The organism is Streptomyces sp. ICC1, assembly GCF_003287935.1.
In the GTDB taxonomy this organism is placed as follows: domain Bacteria; phylum Actinomycetota; class Actinomycetes; order Streptomycetales; family Streptomycetaceae; genus Streptomyces; species Streptomyces tritrimontium.
Genome location: NZ_CP030287.1, coordinates 7,210,209 through 7,227,069 on the forward strand (window position 1 = coordinate 7,210,209; position 16,861 = coordinate 7,227,069).

14 protein-coding genes are annotated in these 16,861 nt (G+C 72.8%); 10 read left to right on the top strand and 4 right to left on the bottom strand.

The window, feature by feature from the left end:
* Nucleotides 1-59 precede the first annotated feature (59 nt).
* Complete coding sequence (locus DRB96_RS33710; RefSeq protein ID WP_112451859.1) at nucleotides 60-1,679, top strand: ATP-binding cassette domain-containing protein; 1,620 nt, start codon at nucleotides 60-62, stop codon at nucleotides 1,677-1,679.
* A gap of 4 nt (nucleotides 1,680-1,683) precedes the next feature.
* Here DRB96_RS33710 and DRB96_RS33715 read toward each other — a convergent pair whose 3' ends face one another.
* On the bottom strand, nucleotides 1,684-3,294 hold the full coding sequence (locus tag DRB96_RS33715) for a hypothetical protein (RefSeq protein WP_112451860.1): 1,611 nt from the start codon (nucleotides 3,292-3,294) through the stop codon (nucleotides 1,684-1,686).
* A gap of 111 nt (nucleotides 3,295-3,405) precedes the next feature.
* Between DRB96_RS33715 and DRB96_RS33720 the strand changes: the two genes are divergently transcribed.
* The gene (locus DRB96_RS33720) at nucleotides 3,406-3,624 is read left to right on the top strand and encodes a hypothetical protein (RefSeq protein ID WP_112451861.1); all 219 of its coding nucleotides are present in this window, start codon (nucleotides 3,406-3,408) and stop codon (nucleotides 3,622-3,624) included.
* 76 nt (nucleotides 3,625-3,700) lie between these two features.
* On the opposite strand, the gene DRB96_RS33725 is transcribed toward DRB96_RS33720, so the two are convergent.
* A complete protein-coding gene (locus tag DRB96_RS33725) occupies nucleotides 3,701-4,432 on the bottom strand; it encodes a tyrosine-protein phosphatase (RefSeq protein WP_112451862.1) in 732 nt (243 codons plus the stop codon).
* 156 nt (nucleotides 4,433-4,588) lie between these two features.
* Here DRB96_RS33725 and DRB96_RS33730 point away from each other — a divergent pair, with 156 nt between their 5' ends.
* A complete protein-coding gene (locus tag DRB96_RS33730; protein ID WP_112451863.1) occupies nucleotides 4,589-4,978 on the top strand; it encodes an Rv3654c family TadE-like protein in 390 nt (129 codons plus the stop codon).
* Nucleotides 4,979-5,134: 156 nt separating this feature from the next.
* On the opposite strand, the gene DRB96_RS33735 is transcribed toward DRB96_RS33730, so the two are convergent.
* Nucleotides 5,135-7,690, bottom strand: coding sequence for a DEAD/DEAH box helicase (locus DRB96_RS33735; protein WP_239516450.1), 2,556 nt, complete (start codon nucleotides 7,688-7,690; stop codon nucleotides 5,135-5,137).
* 81 nt (nucleotides 7,691-7,771) lie between these two features.
* On the opposite strand from DRB96_RS33735, the gene bldG reads away from it, so the two are divergent.
* The 7 genes from bldG to DRB96_RS33770 all read left to right on the top strand — a co-directional run bounded on the left by bldG (nucleotide 7,772) and on the right by DRB96_RS33770 (nucleotide 15,895).
* Nucleotides 7,772-8,113 carry an anti-sigma factor antagonist BldG gene (gene bldG, locus DRB96_RS33740; protein ID WP_112451865.1) on the top strand — a complete coding sequence of 114 codons (342 nt, stop codon included), beginning with the start codon at nucleotides 7,772-7,774 and terminating at the stop codon, nucleotides 8,111-8,113.
* A 100-nt stretch (nucleotides 8,114-8,213) separates the two neighbouring features.
* Nucleotides 8,214-8,654, top strand: coding sequence for an ATP-binding protein (locus DRB96_RS33745; RefSeq protein WP_112451866.1), 441 nt, complete (start codon nucleotides 8,214-8,216; stop codon nucleotides 8,652-8,654).
* A gap of 626 nt (nucleotides 8,655-9,280) precedes the next feature.
* Nucleotides 9,281-11,701, top strand: coding sequence for a sodium-translocating pyrophosphatase (locus tag DRB96_RS33750; RefSeq protein WP_112451867.1), 2,421 nt, complete (start codon nucleotides 9,281-9,283; stop codon nucleotides 11,699-11,701).
* Between the two features lie 239 nt (nucleotides 11,702-11,940).
* Nucleotides 11,941-12,507 (top strand): small secreted protein, encoded by a 567-nt coding sequence (locus DRB96_RS33755; RefSeq protein WP_112451868.1) that lies wholly within the window; start codon nucleotides 11,941-11,943, stop codon nucleotides 12,505-12,507.
* Nucleotides 12,508-12,867: 360 nt separating this feature from the next.
* Nucleotides 12,868-14,406, top strand: coding sequence for a methyltransferase (locus DRB96_RS33760; protein WP_204357877.1), 1,539 nt, complete (start codon nucleotides 12,868-12,870; stop codon nucleotides 14,404-14,406).
* A gap of 124 nt (nucleotides 14,407-14,530) precedes the next feature.
* Nucleotides 14,531-14,728, top strand: a complete 198-nt coding sequence (locus tag DRB96_RS33765; protein WP_112451869.1) for a hypothetical protein — start codon at nucleotides 14,531-14,533, stop codon at nucleotides 14,726-14,728.
* A gap of 201 nt (nucleotides 14,729-14,929) precedes the next feature.
* Nucleotides 14,930-15,895 (top strand): ferredoxin--NADP reductase, encoded by a 966-nt coding sequence (locus tag DRB96_RS33770; protein ID WP_275432090.1) that lies wholly within the window; start codon nucleotides 14,930-14,932, stop codon nucleotides 15,893-15,895.
* Nucleotides 15,896-15,986: 91 nt separating this feature from the next.
* Here the strand turns inward: DRB96_RS33770 and DRB96_RS33775 are convergent, their stop codons facing one another.
* Nucleotides 15,987-16,859 carry an IclR family transcriptional regulator gene (locus DRB96_RS33775; RefSeq protein WP_239516452.1) on the bottom strand — a complete coding sequence of 291 codons (873 nt, stop codon included), beginning with the start codon at nucleotides 16,857-16,859 and terminating at the stop codon, nucleotides 15,987-15,989.
* Nucleotides 16,860-16,861 lie beyond the last annotated feature (2 nt).

Here is a 16,861-nt window from a genome sequence, read left to right on the forward strand (position 1 = left end):
AAACCCCGCCGGGAAAATGTGTTGCGCGCGAGAGCCCGGATCGCCGAGAATTCCCGATCATGGGGCATCTTGAAGCTGCGCATCTTGAGTATTATCTGACGGACGGTCGGGCACTGCTGGGCGATGTCTCGTTCCGTGTGCCCGAAGGGGCCGCCATGGCCCTCGTCGGGCCCAACGGCGCCGGCAAGACGACGCTCCTGCGCCTGATCGCCGGCGAACTCCAGCCGCACGGCGGCACGGTCGCCGTCAGCGGCGGACTCGGCGTCATGCCCCAGTTCGTCGGCAGCGTCCGCGACGAGCGCACGGTCCGCGACCTCCTCCTGGCCGTCGCCCCGGCCCGCATCCGGGAAGCCGGGCGGGCCGTCGACGCCGCGGAGGAGCGGGTCATGACGGTCGACGACGAGGCCGCGCAGATGCGGTACGCCCAGTCGCTCGCCGACTGGGCCGAGGTGCAGGGGTACGAGGCGGAGACCGTCTGGGACATGTGCACCATGGCCGCGCTCGGGATCCCGTACGAGAAGGCGCAATGGCGGCTCGCGCGCACCCTGTCCGGCGGCGAGCAGAAGCGCCTGATCCTGGAGGCGCTGCTGCGCGGACCGTACGAGGTGCTGCTGCTCGACGAGCCCGACAACTACCTCGACGTGCCCGGCAAGCGCTGGCTCGAAGAGCAGATCCGCCAGACCCGCAAGACGGTGCTGTTCGTCTCCCACGACCGCGAACTCCTCGCCCGCGTCGCCGAGAAGATCGTCAGCGTCGAACCGGGCCCGGGCGGCGCCGACGTCTGGGTCCACGGCGGCGGCTTCGGCACGTACCACCAGGCGCGTACGGAGCGGTTCGCCCGCTTCGAGGAGCTGCGCCGGCGCTGGAACGAGAAGCACGCCCAGCTGAAGAAGCTGGTGGCCACGCTCCAGCAGGCGGCGTCCGTCAGCCACGACATGGCCTCGCGGTACGCGGCCGCGCAGACCCGGCTGCGCAAGTTCGAGGAGGCCGGGCCGCCGCCGCAGCCCCCGAAGGCGCAGGACATCCGGATGCGGCTGCGCGGCGGGCGCACCGGGGTGCGGGCGGTCACCTGCAAGGGCCTGGAGCTGACCGGGCTGATGAAGCCCTTCGACCTGGAGGTCAGTTACGGGGAGCGGGTCGCCGTGCTCGGCTCCAACGGCTCCGGGAAATCGCACTTCCTGCGGCTCCTCGCCGGCGAGGAGGTCGCGCACACCGGGAAGTGGCAGCTCGGCGCGCGGGTCGTCCCCGGCCACTTCGCGCAGACCCACGCCCACCCCGAGCTGGAGGGGCGCACCCTCCTGGACATCCTGTGGAACGAGCAGTCCCAGGACCGCGGCGCCGCGATGTCCGTCCTGCGCCGGTACGAGCTCACCGGGCAGGCGGAGCAGCGCTTCGACCGGCTCTCGGGCGGCCAGCAGGCCCGCTTCCAGATCCTGCTCCTGGAGCTGGCGGGGACGACCGCGCTGCTGCTGGACGAGCCGACGGACAACCTCGACCTGGAGAGCGCGGAGGCCCTCCAGGAGGGCCTCGAGGCGTACGACGGCACGGTCGTGGCCGTGACCCACGACCGCTGGTTCGCCCGCTCCTTCGACCGCTTCCTGGTCTTCGGCTCGGACGGCCTCCTCCGCGAGACGACCGAACCGGTGTGGGTCGAACGACGGGTCGAGCGGGCCCGCTGACGCCCTACGGCTCCGTCGCGAGTTTGCGCACCGTGATGATCTCCGAATGCTTGAGCTGATCCAGGTTGCCGCTGTCGCCGAGGGCGTCGTGGAGCCGGAAGAACCAGGGCGAAATCGTGCTGCCCGAGAACAGGGCGTCGGCCAACAGGGCCGCGACGGAAACGACGGGTGCCTGCGGGAGGCGAATCGGTTCGTGCCTCGCGGCCGCGGCGAAACGGATCAAGTGCCCGGCCTGCGGAACACCGATCTCGTCCAGGAGGCGAGCGGTCCCGCGGGCTCCCCTGCGGCTGACGAGGACGGCCAGCGCGGTGAGCGCCAGCTCTTCCCAGCCCGCCGCGGCCACGTCCAGCAGGGCTTTCGGGGTTCTGCCGGGGTCCTGGCCCGCCCCGAGGGAGTCCAGGCGCATCCCCGTGGACGTCGGCCGCGGATACCGGTCCTCGGGCCGTATCGCGGTGAGGAGCGAGACGTATTCCGACTGCGGGATCCGCGGACGGAGGGCGGGGGTGCCGAAGGTGCTCATCACCGAGTCCGCGGCCACGGCGGACCACCCGGTACGGACGTCCCCCAACCGGCCGCACACCCGACTGACGTTGCCGGGGTCGATCCGGGAAGCGATCACCTCCACCATGCTCGCGACCGTCTGCCTGGAAGCCTCCGGACAGGTGGCCGCGAGGAAGTCGACGCTCTCGTCGAGATCCCGCAGGCGGGCCACATCACCGCAGAACTGGGCCACTTGGTGCGGGGTGCGGGTCGTCCGCAGCCAGGAGTAGATCTCGATCACTTCGGCCACCGGCCGACTCCACGCCGCGTCGGTCAACTGGCGTGCCAGTTCCACCGCCGGGCGGCCTTCGCCGGCCGCGAACTCCGCCTTCAGTTCCTCGAGCGACGCCGGCCCCGCAACCGGCCCCGCCACCCGCTCCGCCACCCGCTCCGCAAGCAGGCCCTCCAGGTGGCGGACCTCTTCCCGCAAGGACGCGCTGCGCCCCTCCGCCGTCTCCCGCCTGGCCTCGGCCTCCCCGAGCTGGGCCTTCAGCTCCCTGATCTGCTCCATCAAGGAGTCCGCCTGCCCGGCCGAATCCTCGTAGGCCTTCCTCAAGCCGGCGGCGGCGCTCTGCGTGGTGGAGCGTTCCCGCGCCCAGTCCAGAGCGAGGCGCTGTACGTCCACCTTCAGCCCCTGCGCCTCTTCCTCCTTGCTGTCGAGGAGCAGGTGCAGGGACTCGACGGTGCGGCGCTCCCGCGCGACCTCCCGTTTGGCGAGCTCCAGTTCGTCGCGCATGACCGCGAGCTCGTACTCGCCGCTCCTGCTCGTCACCTTGAGCGCGGCGAGGTACTGCTGGTGGACGGTCTCCTTGGCGCTCTCCTGGAGGGGGAGGCCCAACTCGCCCTCCACCTCGCGCACGAGCTGCTCGATGAAGGGCTTGGGCGGCACCCGGTTGCCGCCCAAGTAGCGGGAGACCGTCGTGTTGTCGAGGCCGACGCGGACTCCGTAGACCTTCTGCGTCACGCCCAGCCCGTTGAACAGGCCTGTCAACGTCTTGCCGAGCGTGACAACTTCGGGCGCCGCGCCCCGCTCGACCTCCGAGGAGTTCCGGCTTCGGCCGGGCAGATCGTCCATGAAGGCCCCCGCTCCGTTGCCGCCGTTCCGGCAACTCTTGACCGCTGTCGCAAGTATCCCGCGGCGCGGACTCTCGGACCTGTCACACCGACCGACGAGAGGAACCTCCAGATGTCCGTCCCCCCGGGTCTCGCCCACTCCGTACGCCGGCTCCAGCGGGCGCTCATCGTCCTCTTCGCGCTGGTCCCCCTGACCCTGGTCACCCTCGCGTTCCTTCCGGCGCTGCTCGTGCTGCCCTTCGTGCCGGCCGCCCGCCCGCGCACGGAGGGCATGCTGCGCCAACTGACCTCCTGGTCCCGGGCGGTGCTCCACGGCAGCCGCGAGCGCTGACCCGCCGGGAGACCAGGCGGCCAGGCCGTCAGGCGGCCAGGAGACAGGGCGGCCAGGCGGCCAGGCGGTCAGGCCGTCAGGCCGTCAGGAAGCGGGTGCGCAGGGCGGCCCTCGTGGGGGCCGTGATGCCGACCGCCTCGGTGAGGTAGGCCTCGACCGAGCCGTGGCGGGCTCCGAGGTCCGCGAGGGTCAGGCGCAGGATCTCGGCGGGCGCGCGGCCGTACGCCGGCCAGCGCATGGTGCGGCCCGGGTGCGCGGTGTGCCAGTCGGCCTTCAGGCGGTCCGTGGCCAGCTCGGTCAGGGCGAAGTCCGCGAGGATCTGCTCCTCGTCCACGCCGAGGAGGGTCAGGACGAGCGCGGCGATCAGGCCGGTGCGGTCCTTGCCCGAGGTGCAGTGGAAGACGGCCGGGCCGGGGCCCTCGGCGAGCAGTTCGATCGCCTGGCGGATCTCGGCCGCGCCGTCCTCGGCGACCTCCGCGAACCGGTCCGCGAGGAACCGCCACGGGTCGAGGTCCGGATCGATCTCCGCCTGGTCGTAGGGCCGGTGCTCGATGCTCAGGTTGGCGTACGTGAACCGTTCGGGCTCCGGGATGCGGCCCTTCGCGTCCGCCTCCCACGGGTAGCGCAGGTCGATGACGGTGCGGACGCCGAGGTCCAGGAAGCGGTCCCAGTCGGCGCCGGCGAGCTTGCCGAGCGAGTCCGCGCGGTACAGGGCGCCCCACGCGACGGTGGCGCCGTCGGCCGTGCGGTAGCCCCCGAGGTCGCGGAAGTTGTGCAGCCGCTCGAAGTCGATGTGACGGGTGGTCATCGCGGGGTCCCCCTGCTCGCGGGCTCCGGCGGTCCGGAGCGCTGGAGTTCAAAACGTCCGCCACCCCGCCGATCTTCCCGCCTCAGGCCCCCCGGGATGATCGTCGGGAGCGTCAGCTGTGTATAGGAGCCAGCCGGGACCCCGACCCCGGCCCGGGTGCGGGACCGGGACCGGGTGCGGGACCGGGACCGGGTGCGGGACCGGGACCGGGACCGGGGGGCGGCCACGGTGTGGGGCGTCGTCGTGGCGACCGTGCTGGTGGCGGTGTTCGGCGGGGTGCTCCTGCTGGGGCAGGCGGTGGTGGCCCGGCACCGTGCCGCCGCGGCCGCCGACCTGGCCGCCCTCGCCGCGGCGGCGACCTGGGCCCACGGTCCGGAGGCGGCCTGCGCCACAGCGGTACGGGTGGCGGAGGCGCAGGCCGCGGGGGTCACCGGATGCGTGGTGACGGGCGAGGTCGTGGAGGTCACGGCCCGAGCCCCGACGGGGCCCTTCGCCCCGGCGCTGCGCTCCCGCGCCGGTCCGCCGCTGGCGGAGGAGCCCCGGTGAGCCGGCGGCCGGCCGGGCGGGGGCCCGCGGAGGGGCAGCGGCCCGGCTCCCGGAGGCCGGGCCCGAGCGGGTGCCGGGCCGCCCCGCCGGGAGCAGGCCGTCGGCAGGGTCGAGAACCAGCCATTCGCGGGGCCGGTGCGCGAACCCGCGGTGCACTCAGGTTTCGGGGGCCTCAGGGGCCTCCTCGGGAGCCTCCGGGCCGGCCTCCGGTGCCTCGGGTCCCTGCGGCCCGGCCTCCGCCGCCTCCGGGGCCTCAGGGGCCGCCTCCGGGGCCTCGGCGAGGAGGCGGGTGAGGAGGCGGAGGGCGCCGCGCTTGTGGAGGGGGTCGTTGCCGTTGCCGCACTTGGGGGACTGGATGCAGGACGGGCAGCCCGCCTCGCACTCGCAGGCGGCGATCGCGTCGCGGGTCGCCGTCAGCCAGGCGCGGGCCGTGTGGAAGGCGCGCTCCGCGAAGCCGGCGCCGCCGGGGTGGCCGTCGTAGACGAAGACCGTCGGGAGGAGGGTGTCGGGATGCAGCGGGACGGAGACCCCGCCGATGTCCCAGCGGTCGCAGGTGGCGAAGAGCGGGAGCAGGCCGATGGAGGCGTGCTCGGCGGCGTGCAGGGCGCCGCCGAGGATCTCCGGGTTGATCCGGGCCTCGTCGAGCTGGTCCTCGGTGACCGTCCACCACACGGCCCGGGTGCGCAGGGTGCGGGGCGGCAGGTCCAGCTTGGCCTCGCCGAGCACCTCGCCGGTGATCAGTTTGCGGCGCAGGTAGGAGACGACCTGGTTGGTGACCTCGACGGAGCCGAAGCAGAGCCGTCCGCTGCCCCAGGCGATCTCCCTCTCGGTCTCCAGGACGGAGATGGCGGTGGTGTCGCGGGCGGTGGTGGAGAAGGGCGGATTCGCTTCCTCGACGAGGGCGACCGAGTCCTCCAGGTCCAGGTGCTTCACGAGGTACGTGCGGCCCTGGTGCAGGTGGACGGCCCCGTCGTGGACGGCTGCGTGCGAGGCGGGCTCGTCGACCGTGCCGAGCAGCCGGCCCGTGGCGGCTTCGACGATCTGGACGGGACGGCCGCCGCCGCCCCGGATGTCGGTGAGGTCGCAGGCCCGCTCCCGGCGGGTCCAGTGCCAGGCCGTGGCCCGCCGGCGCAGCAGCTTGGCCGCCTCCAGCTGGGGGAGGAGCTCGGCCGCCGCCGGGCCGAAGAGGGCGAGGTCGGCCTCCGTCAGGGGCAGCTCGGCCGCGGCGGCGCACAGGTGCGGGGCCAGGACGTACGGGTTGTCGGGATCCAGGACCGTGGCCTCCACCGGCTGGCGGAACAAGGCCTCCGGGTGGTGGACGAGGTAGGTGTCCAGCGGGTCGTCGCGGGCGATCAGCACGGCCAGGGCGCCCTGGCCGGAGCGTCCGGCGCGGCCGGCCTGCTGCCAGAGGGAGGCACGGGTGCCCGGGTAGCCGGTGATCAGCACGGCGTCGAGGCCGGAGACGTCCACGCCCAGTTCCAGGGCGGTCGTGGCGGCCAGGCCCAGCAGCTCACCGGAGTGCAGGGCCCGCTCCAGGGCCCGGCGCTCCTCGGGCAGGTAGCCGCCCCGGTAGGCCGCGACCCGCCCGGGCAGCGAGCGGTCCACGGAGGCGAGCCGCTCCTGGGCGATCACCGCGATCAGCTCGGCGCCGCGCCGGGAGCGGACGAAGGCGACCGTGCGGACGCCCTGCACGACCAGGTCGGTCAGGAGTTCGGCGGTCTCCGCGGTCGCCGTACGGCGTACGGGTGCGCCCCTCTCGCCCTTCAGGTCGGTCAGGGGCGGCTCCCACAGGGCGAAGACGACCTCGCCGCGCGGGGAGGCGTCGTCGGCCACCTCCACCACCGGCAGACCCGTCAGCCGGGACGCCGCGGCCGCCGGGTCGCTGGCGGTGGCGGAGGCCAGCAGGAAGACGGGATCGGAGCCGTAGCGGGCGCACAGCCGCCGCAGCCGGCGCAGGACCTGGGCCACGTGGGAGCCGAATACGCCCCGGTAGGTGTGGCACTCGTCGATCACGACGTAGCGCAGGGACCGCAGGAAGGAGGCCCAGCGCGGGTGGGCCGGGAGGATACCCCGGTGGAGCATGTCGGGGTTGGTGAGCACGTAGTTGGCGTACTGGCGGACCCACTCGCGTTCCTCGAAGGGGGTGTCGCCGTCGTACACGGCCGGGCGCACGGCGTTGCCGAGCGGTCCGGCCAGCTCCCGTACGGCGCGCCGCTGGTCGGCGGCCAGCGCCTTCGTCGGGGCCAGGTACAGGGCGGTCGCACCCCGCCCGTTGGGGGCTTCCGAGCCGTCCACGAGGGCGGAGAGCACGGGCGCGAGGTAGGCCAGGGACTTGCCCGACGCGGTGCCCGTGGCGACGACCACGGACTCCCCGTCGAGCGCGTGTTCGGCCGCCGCGGCCTGGTGTTCCCACGGGTGCTCGATGCCGGCGGCCTGGATGGCGGCTACGACATCCGTTCGGATGCGGTCCGGCCAGACCGCATGACGACCCTCCCGAGGGGGCAAGTGCTCCGTATGGGTGATGCGCGCAGCCCGGGAAGGCCCCCGTGACAGCCGGTCCAGGACCGTGCCGGGGGTGGGTCGTACGTCCTCGGGTGCCGTGGGCGGACCGGGACGGTGAGTGTTGGCCATTGGAAGCGAGTGTGTCACCGGCGTGCGGGACAATGGTCCCAAGGCGTCGTGCGCGCCTGCCGGTAAGTGATTGAATGCCATCGCGGCAGCCAATCCCTCGTCCACCTCCGGGTGGGGAGGCCCCTGGGGGGCGCCGCTCGATAGCAAGGTGCTGGAGGATCCGTGGACCTGTCCCTGTCGACTCGCACTGTCGGCGACCGTACGGTCGTGGAGGTCGGTGGCGAGATTGATGTGTATACCGCGCCCAAGCTGCGCGAGCAGTTGGTCGAGTTGGTGAACGACGGCAGCTACCACTTGGTTGTCGACATGGAGCGAGTGGACTTCCTCGACTCCACCGGGCTTGGTGTGCTCGTGGGAGGCCTCAAGCGCGTCCGCGCGCACGAGGGCTCGCTGCGTCTGGTCTGCAACCAGGAGCGCATCCTGAAGATCTTCCGAATCACCGGTCTGACCAAGGTGTTTCCGATCCACAACTCGGTGGAAGAGGCTGTCAACGCCACCGACTGACGACTCTCGGCGGCGAAACGGCCGATGAGCAGCGGGGGGTACCGGGCCACAGGCGGCCCGGGCCCCTGTAAGGCACGCCCGTAGTCCGAGGGGGACGCGCATGGCCACCGTTGAACTGCGCTTCAGCGCCCAGCCCGAACACGTCCGGACGGCCCGCTTGGTCGCGGCCGCCGTGGCGCGCCGGGCCGGCGTGGAGGAAGCCGTCCTCGACGAGGTCCGCCTCGCCGTGGGCGAGGCCTGTTCGCGTGCCGTCGGACTGCACCGCAGCAACGGGCTGACCGCGCCCGTCCGGGTGGTGCTGACCGAGGAGGAGAAGGTGTTCTCCATCGAGGTCGGCGACGAAGTGCCCGGACCGGCCGGCGGTCCGTCCACCGGCGTGTCCGGAATCGAGGCCGTCCTGGACCCCGACATCGAGGGCGAGGACGAGATGGGCCTCGCCGTGATCAGCGGCCTGGTCGATGACGTCGAGGTGATCAGCGGGGAATCGGGCGGGACCATCCGGATGCGCTGGCCCGTCCTGGGGACCTCGGAGCTGCCGTAGCGGCCCGCGGGCCCCGCAGGTCCCGCCGAGGGGCCTCTCAGGTCCGCCGAGTAGCTCTGCCAGCCCCGCCGAGTGGCCCTTCCGGCCCCGCCGGGTGCCCTTGGCGGCCCCGTCGGCCCTGTCCGGGTACCCCGGAGCCACCGCGTGGCCGGGAGCGACCGGAGCGGTGCTCCACAGCGCTCCGCAGCCCCCGGACCGAGTCCGCCGGCGGGGCCGTCTGCCGACGGGAGAGCGGATGGGTGCCGCCAAGCCGGTGAGGTCCGGGTCCGGTGGGTCCCGGGAGTGTTTCCCGCGCGTGCCGGCGTATCTTCCGATCTTCTTCTGATCTTCTGCTGATCCTTTTTCGATCCCCTTCAGCCCCTTTTTTGATCTTATTCGAGGCCCTGCCGAGCAGGGCCTTTTGTGTGTTCGTAGATCGATATCCCGACCCCGCGCCGGAGATTTCCTAGATCGACGACGGCGCGTCAATGCCTTTGCCCCATTACTACTTTCGAGGGTAATGGAGTGACCGGATCTATTGGTGAGGAGCAAGTGCAGGCCAATTCCGTTTCCTGCGTACTGTTTTGATCGGGTCGCGCTCCCTACAATCCGTCCACATCTTGAGCTCATCGCGTCAAGGAGGACGAATGACGGGGCTCTTCACCCCTATCGCGCCCGGTCGCACCACTGACCTGGCATCCGCAGTACTCACCGATGACAACCGGCTCATCGTGATCGTCATCGCGGCCGTCGCCATCGCCGCACTCGTCGTCGCGCAGATCCTGGTCCGCCAGGTCCTCGCCGCCGACGAGGGAACCGATGCCATGAAGGAGATCGCGGCCGCCATCCAGGAAGGCGCCAACGCCTACCTCGGCCGGCAGTTGCGCACGCTCGGCGTCTTCGCCGTCGTCGTGTTCCTCCTGCTCTTCCTGCTCCCCGCCGACGACTGGTCGCAGCGGGCGGGACGTTCCGCCTTCTTCCTCGTCGGCGCGCTCTTCTCCGCCGCCACCGGCTACATCGGCATGCGACTCGCGGTCCGGGCCAACGTCCGTGTCGCCGCCGCGGCGCGCGAGGCCACCCCCGCCGAGGGGGAGCCCGCCAAGGACCTGACCGAGGTCTCCCACAAGGCCATGCGGATCGCGTTCCGCACCGGCGGCGTGGTGGGCATGTTCACCGTCGGCCTCGGCCTGCTCGGCGCCTCGTGCGTCGTCCTGGTCTACGCCGCCGACGCGCCCAAGGTCCTGGAGGGCTTCGGACTCGGAGCCGCCCTGATCGCGATGTTCATGCGCGTGGGCGGCGGCATCTTCACCAAGGCCGCCGACGTCGGCGCCGACCTGGTCGGCAAGGTCGAGCAGGGCATTCCGGAGGACGACCCGCGCAATGCCGCGACCATCGCCGACAACGTGGGCGACAACGTCGGAGACTGCGCGGGAATGGCCGCCGACCTCTTCGAGTCCTACGCCGTCACCCTCGTGGCGGCCCTCATCCTCGGCAAGGCCGCCTTCGGCGACCTGGGCCTGGCCTTCCCGCTGATCGTCCCCGCCATCGGGGTCGTCACCGCGATGATCGGCATCTTCGCGGTCTCCCCGCGCCGTACCGACCGCAGCGGAATGACCGCCATCAACCGCGGCTTCTTCATCTCCGCCGTCATCTCGCTGGTGCTCGTCGGGATCGCCGTCTACGCCTACCTGCCGGGCACCTACAAGGAGCTCGTCGGCGTCGACGACGCCGCGATCCTCGCCCACGCCGGCGACCCGCGGATCCTCGCGCTCGTCGCCGTCGCCATCGGCATCGTGCTCGCGGCCCTGATCCAGCAGCTCACCGGCTACTTCACGGAGACCAACCGCCGTCCCGTCCGGGACATCGGCAAGTCCTCCATGACCGGCGCGGCGACCGTCATCCTCGCCGGCATCTCCGTCGGCCTGGAGTCCGCCGTCTACACGGCGCTGCTCATCGGCCTCGGCGTCTACGGGGCGTTCCTGCTCGGCGGCACCTCGATCATGCTGGCGCTCTTCGCGGTGGCCCTGGCCGGCACCGGCCTGCTCACCACGGTCGGCGTCATCGTCGCCATGGACACCTTCGGGCCGGTCTCCGACAACGCCCAGGGCATCGCGGAGATGTCCGGCGACGTCGAGGGCGCCGGCGCGCAGGTGCTGACGGACCTGGACGCGGTGGGCAACACCACCAAGGCCATCACCAAGGGCATCGCCATCGCCACCGCCGTGCTCGCCGCGGCCGCGCTCTTCGGCTCGTACAACGACGCCATCGCCAACGCGGTCAAGGAAGTCGGCGCCAAGGCGAACGAGATGAACCTCAGCCTGGACATCGCCCAGCCCAACAACCTGGTCGGGCTGATCCTGGGCGCGGCCGTCGTGTTCCTGTTCTCCGGCCTCGCCATCAACGCCGTGGCCCGTTCGGCCGGCGCCGTCGTCTACGAGGTGCGCCGCCAGTTCCGGGAGCACCCCGGGATCATGGACTACACCGAGAAGCCCGAGTACGGGCGCGTCGTGGACATCTGCACCAAGGACGCGCTGCGCGAACTGGCCACGCCCGGCCTGCTCGCCGTCCTCACGCCGATCGCCGTCGGGTTCTCGCTCGGCGTCGGCGCGCTCGGGTCCTTCCTGGCCGGAGCCATCGGCACCGGCACCCTGATGGCGGTCTTCCTCGCCAACTCCGGTGGCGCGTGGGACAACGCGAAGAAGCTCGTCGAGGACGGGCACCACGGCGGCAAGGGCAGTGCCGCCCACGAGGCGGTCGTCATCGGCGACACGGTCGGCGACCCCTTCAAGGACACCGCCGGCCCGGCCATCAACCCGCTGCTCAAGGTCATGAACCTGGTGGCACTGCTGATCGCCCCGGCCGTCGTGCAGTTCAGCTACGGCGCGGACGCCAACCCCACCGTGCGGGCGATCGTCGCGATCCTCGCGATCGGCGTCATCGTCGGCGCCGTGTACGTCTCCAAGCGCCGCGGCATCGCGGTCGGCGACGAGGGAGAGGGCGAGGGCGGGAGCGTGCCCGCGGAGCGGGTGGCCCAGCCGTCGGACCCGGCGGCGGCGGTCTCCGGCTGAGTTCCGGTCTCCGGCTGAGTCCCGGACTCCTCGCGAGTCCCGGACTCCTCCTGAGTCCCGGGATCCGGTCGGGTCCAGGGCTCCCGGTCTTCTGACGGAGACTCGGGGCGCGACGACTCGATCGTACGCCCGAATGGCGGACAGGCGGCGCGGACTGACGCGCCGTCCGTCCGCCTTTGCGTTTACCGGATGGCGGGCGTGTATCTTCCGGGCCGAGAGCCTTCGAAGGGACCAATCCGGTGAACAAGAAGCTTGCGGCCGCGGTGTCGGGCGGTGCCGTGCTGATGCTCGTCCTGTCGGGCTGCGGCGGGGACGACGGCGACAAGAAGACCGACGCCTGGGCCAAGAAGGTCTGCGACAGCTGGCAGCCCGAGCTCAAGAAGATCGAGCAGGCCAACGCCGACATCAAGCGGGTGGCGACCGAGAGCAGCAAGCCCGAGGAGGTCCAGTCGACCGACTCGGCGGCCTTCGGGACCATGTCGGAGTCGTACAAGGCGATGGGTACGGCCCTCACGGGCGCGGGTGTTCCGCCGGTCAAGGACGGCGAGAAGACCCAGGCCGCCGCGGTCATGGGGTTCGAGTCGACGGCGCAGGGCTACACCGCGCTGAAGACGAAGATGGACGCCCTCGACGCGAAGGACCAGGGCAAGTTCGCCGAGGGCCTCAAGGACGTGGCCAGCGGTCTGGATGAAGCCACCAAGGGCGGCAAGGAAGCGCTCGACCAGCTCAAGTCGGGCGGTCTGGACAAGGCGATGAACAGCCAGAAGGGCTGCCAGGTGACCACGCCGGCGCCCGCGAAGTCCTGAGCCGGCCCGCCGGGTTGGCGGCGGCACCGCGCGAAGAGCAGGAGCGGCCGGGGTCCTTCGGGACTCCGGCCGCTCCTGCGTGTTCGGGGGCGCCACGAAGCCCCACTCAGCCCCGCCGGTCCCGTACGAATCCCCGCCGGTCCCGTACGGACCCCGCCGGTCCCGTACGAATCCCCGCCGGTCCCGTACGGACCCCGCACGGACCCGTGATTGCGCCGCGATGTGCCGTACGGAGCTGCGCGCGGTCGGGGAGCGGCCCGGGCCCGTACGCCCCGGTGGTGGCCTTCGGTGCGGACGGGCGCCCACGCCGAAGGCCGTGGGGCGCAGGGGAATGCCGGCGGCAGCGGCCACAATGGGCGGGTGAGTACCACCAGCCTTCCCTCCGGTCTGCCCGCCCGCCTCCCCTCGTCCGACCGCGCCGCCGAGCTCCGTTCCGCGCTGCTCGCCGCGGGGTTCACCGCCGACGGGCTGCTCGACATGCTCGGCGCCCCGGCGTACGCGGCGCTCGCCCGCAGCGAGACGGTCCCCGCCCTGCGCGCCACGCGCAGCCGCGGCGACGAGCCGCTCGCGAGCCTGGTCCGGCTGTTCCTGCTGCGGCAGCCCGTTCCGTACGTGCACGCCGCGGCGGCGCTTCCCGTCGACGCGGCGCTGGCCGACGGCTGGCTGCGCCGGGAGGGCGACGAGGTCCACGCCACCGTGGACGTACGCCCGTACGGCGGTCCGGAGGGCGAGGACTGGTTCGTCGTCTCCGACCTCGGCTGCGCCGTCGGCGGGGCCGGGGGCATCGGCAGCCGCGAGGAGGGCGTGGTCCTCGGCGTCGGCGGGGCCTCTACGACCCTGGCCGGGATCACCGTCCGCATCCCGGTCGGCTCGGCCCTCGACGTCGGCGCCGGCTCCGGGATCCAGGCGCTGCACGCCGCACAGCACGCCACCCGGGTCACGGCGACCGACGTCAACCCCCGGGCCCTGGAATTCACCCGGTTGACGCTGGCGCTCTCCGGGGCACCGGAAGCGGAACTGCTCGCCGGATCACTGTTCGAGCCCGTCGGCGGGGCCACGTACGACCTGATCGTCTCGAATCCGCCGTTCGTGATCTCCCCCGGGGCCAGGCTGACGTACCGGGACGGCGGGATGGGCGGCGACGACCTGTGCCGGACCCTGGTCCAGGAAGCCGGCGCCCGGCTCAACCCCGGCGGCTACGCGCAGTTCCTCGGCAACTGGCAGCACGTGGACGGCGAGGACTGGCACGAGCGGGTACGGGGATGGGTGCCGCGCGGTTGCGACGCCTGGATCGTGCAGCGCGACGTGCAGGACGTCACGCAGTACGCGGAGCTGTGGCTGCGCGACGCCGGCGACCACCGCACCGAACCCGCCGAGTACGAGCGGCGGTACGAGGACTGGCTGGACGAGTTCGAGGCCCGCAAGACCAAGGCGGTCGGCTTCGGCTGGATCACGCTGCGCCGCAGCGACGCGGCCGAGCCCTCGGTCGTGGTCGAGGAGTGGCCGCATTCGGTGGAACAGCCGCTCGGGGAGACCGTCCTGGCGCACTTCGCCCGGCAGGACTACCTCCGCGACCACGACGACGCCGCCCTGCTGGCGGGCTACTTCCGGCTGACCGCGGAGGTCGTCCAGGAGCAGGTCGGAGCCCCCGGCGCGGAGGATCCGGAACACGTCGTGCTCCGGCAGAACCGCGGGATGCGGCGCGCCACCAAGGTCGACACGGTCGGCGCCGGCTTCGCCGGGGTGTGTGACGGATCACTGAGCGCGGGGCGGATCCTGGACGCCATCGCCCAGCTGGTGGAAGAGGACCCGGTGGTCCTGCGGGACCGGACTCCGGAGTCGATCCGGGTGCTCGTGGAGCAGGGATTCCTGGAGCCCGTGGCGGACGCGGAGGAGTAGGCCGGGCAGTCGGAACCAGGATGTAACCCGGGGTTCGCCCGGTGTATCCCCTCGGCTGAAAGTCTCCGGGACAGCGGGATCCGGGGGGATCCCGAGAGCGGCCCGGGGGCAAAAGGGGAACGGCGTGGAAAACGGTCCGGCGGTCTTCGCGGCGATCGTGTTCCTGCTGTTCGGGGCCGCTCTGCTGGCTTGGACGGGCGCGCGCGCCCGCCGCGGCGCGCAGGTGGCCGAGGGCGTGCGCCCCGTCGTGGCCGTACCGCTGGCGGTGCTCGCCGGCGGGGTGTCGCTGGCCCTCGGGATCTGGTGCCTCGGACGGCTGTGACGGCGGTGGCCGAGGTCTGTCTCTTATACTGATCTCCGACCCCTCGAGACCACGCATTACCTCGTATGCCGGCTTCTGCCTGAAACAAAAGGCCTCGCCCCCGCCCCTGGGCTCCCGTCCGGGCTCCCGTCCGGGGCCCCGGGCGCGCTGGCGGTCCGCGTCACGCACCGGATCCAGGAGACCCCCGACGCGGTCTCCCTCATCCTCGACGCGCATCTCCCGTACCGCCCCGGCCAGTTCCTCACCGTGCGGCTTCCCTCATCGAGCGGGGCGGGCGGCGCGGCCCGCTGCTACTCCCTGGCCGGCTCCCCGCACACCGGCGACCCGCTGCGGATCACCGTCAAACGGGTCCCCGGAGGCGCGGGCTCCGGCTGGCTCTGCGGGAGCGTGGCCGTCGGCGACGCGCTCGACATCCTGCCGCCCGCCGGTACCTTCACCCCGCCCGACCTGGACCGGGACCTGCTGCTCGTGGCCGGCGGCAGCGGGATCACCCCGGTGCTCTCCATCGCCAAGTCCGCCCTCGCCGCCGGCCGGGGCCGGGTCGCGCTGGTGTACGCCAACCGCGACCCCGACTCGGTGATCTTCCGCGACGAGCTGCGGGCGCTGGCCGGGGAGCATCCCGGCCGGCTCACGGTCCTGCACTGGCTGGAGTCCCTCCGGGGGCTGCCGACCGCCGCGCGCCTGGGCCCGCTCGTGGCCCCGTACGCACACCGCGAGGCCTACCTCTGCGGCCCGGCCCCGCTGATGGACGCGGCCGCGACGGCCCTGCGCGCGGCCGGCGCCCCGGCCGGCTCCGTCCACCGCGAGCGGTACTTCTCCCTGGGCGGGGACGTCTTCGCCCAGGCCCCCGCCGCCGCGGCGCCCCCCTCGGCCCCCGCCGGCCGGGGCGGCGCCACCGCCGAGGTGGAGCTCGACGGGACCGTGCACACCGTGGCCTGGCCGGCCGGGACCCCGCTCCTGGACTCCCTGCTCGCCGCGGGCGTCCCCGCTCCGTACTCCTGCCGCGAAGGCGCCTGCAGCGCCTGCTGCTGCCGGGTGCTAGAGGGCGGGGTCACCATGGTCCGCAACGAGGTCCTGGCCCCCGAGGACCTGGCCGACGGCTACGTCCTGGCCTGCCAGGCACTGGCCCTCGGCGACCGGGTCCGCGTCAGCTACGACGCGGACTGACCGGCGCGCGCCGCGCAACGGGCGCGGGCCCGGCCCCCTGGCGAGGGGTCGGGCCCGAACCTTCTTTCGTGCGATGGAGTACCACTACCCACTACATCCACTCGCTGAACCGCAGCCACCCCATCATGTTGTCCATCGCCTGCGAGGAGACGGCCGGCTCCGGATCCCGGGCCGGCGCGGAGGCGGCGGCCCGCCCCGGCCGGCCCGGCCCGTACAGCTCCCGCCACACCGCCCGCGCGCAGGCCAGTACCGCCGGTGCCAGCCGGGCCGGCTCCCGGTCGCCCCGGCCCGAGGACACCGAGACCGCCGCCACGGCCCGCCCGGCGCCCCGCAGCGGCGCGGCCACGCAGGAGATGCCCCGGAAGCTCTCCTCCCGGTCGAAGGCGACCCCGCGCTCGCGGACCGCCGCCAGCTCCGAACGCAGCGCGAGCGGCCGCACCAGCGTGCGGGCGGTGCGCGGCCGCAGCCCCTGCGCGAGGACGTGCTCCACGACGGCCGGATCGCTGAACGCCAGGATCGCCTTGCCGGTGGCCGTGCAGTACGCGGGCATCCGGCCGCCGACCCGCGAGGGCACCGCGGTGGCCTCCGAGCCGCCGATCCGCTCCAGGAACACCACCTCGGCCCCGTCGAGCACCGACAGGTGCACCACCCGGCCCGTCTGCTCGTGCAGTGCGTGCAGCAGCGGCAGGGCGGCCCGGCGCAGCCGGTTGTGGTGGGAGGCGAGCGCGCCGAGCTCCAGCATGCGCATGCCCATGCGGTAGTCCCGGCCCTCGCGGTCCAGCCAGCGCAACTGCACCAGCTGGTCGAGGATCCGATGGGCGGAGGAGCGCGGGATTCCGGAGCGGCGCACGACTTCGGTGAGCGACAGCCGCGGCTGCGGCCCCTCGAAGGCGCCCAGCACTTTCGCGGCCTTCTCCAGCAGCGACAGCGGTGCGAGCTCGGTCTCCATGACCTGGTCCAGCACGA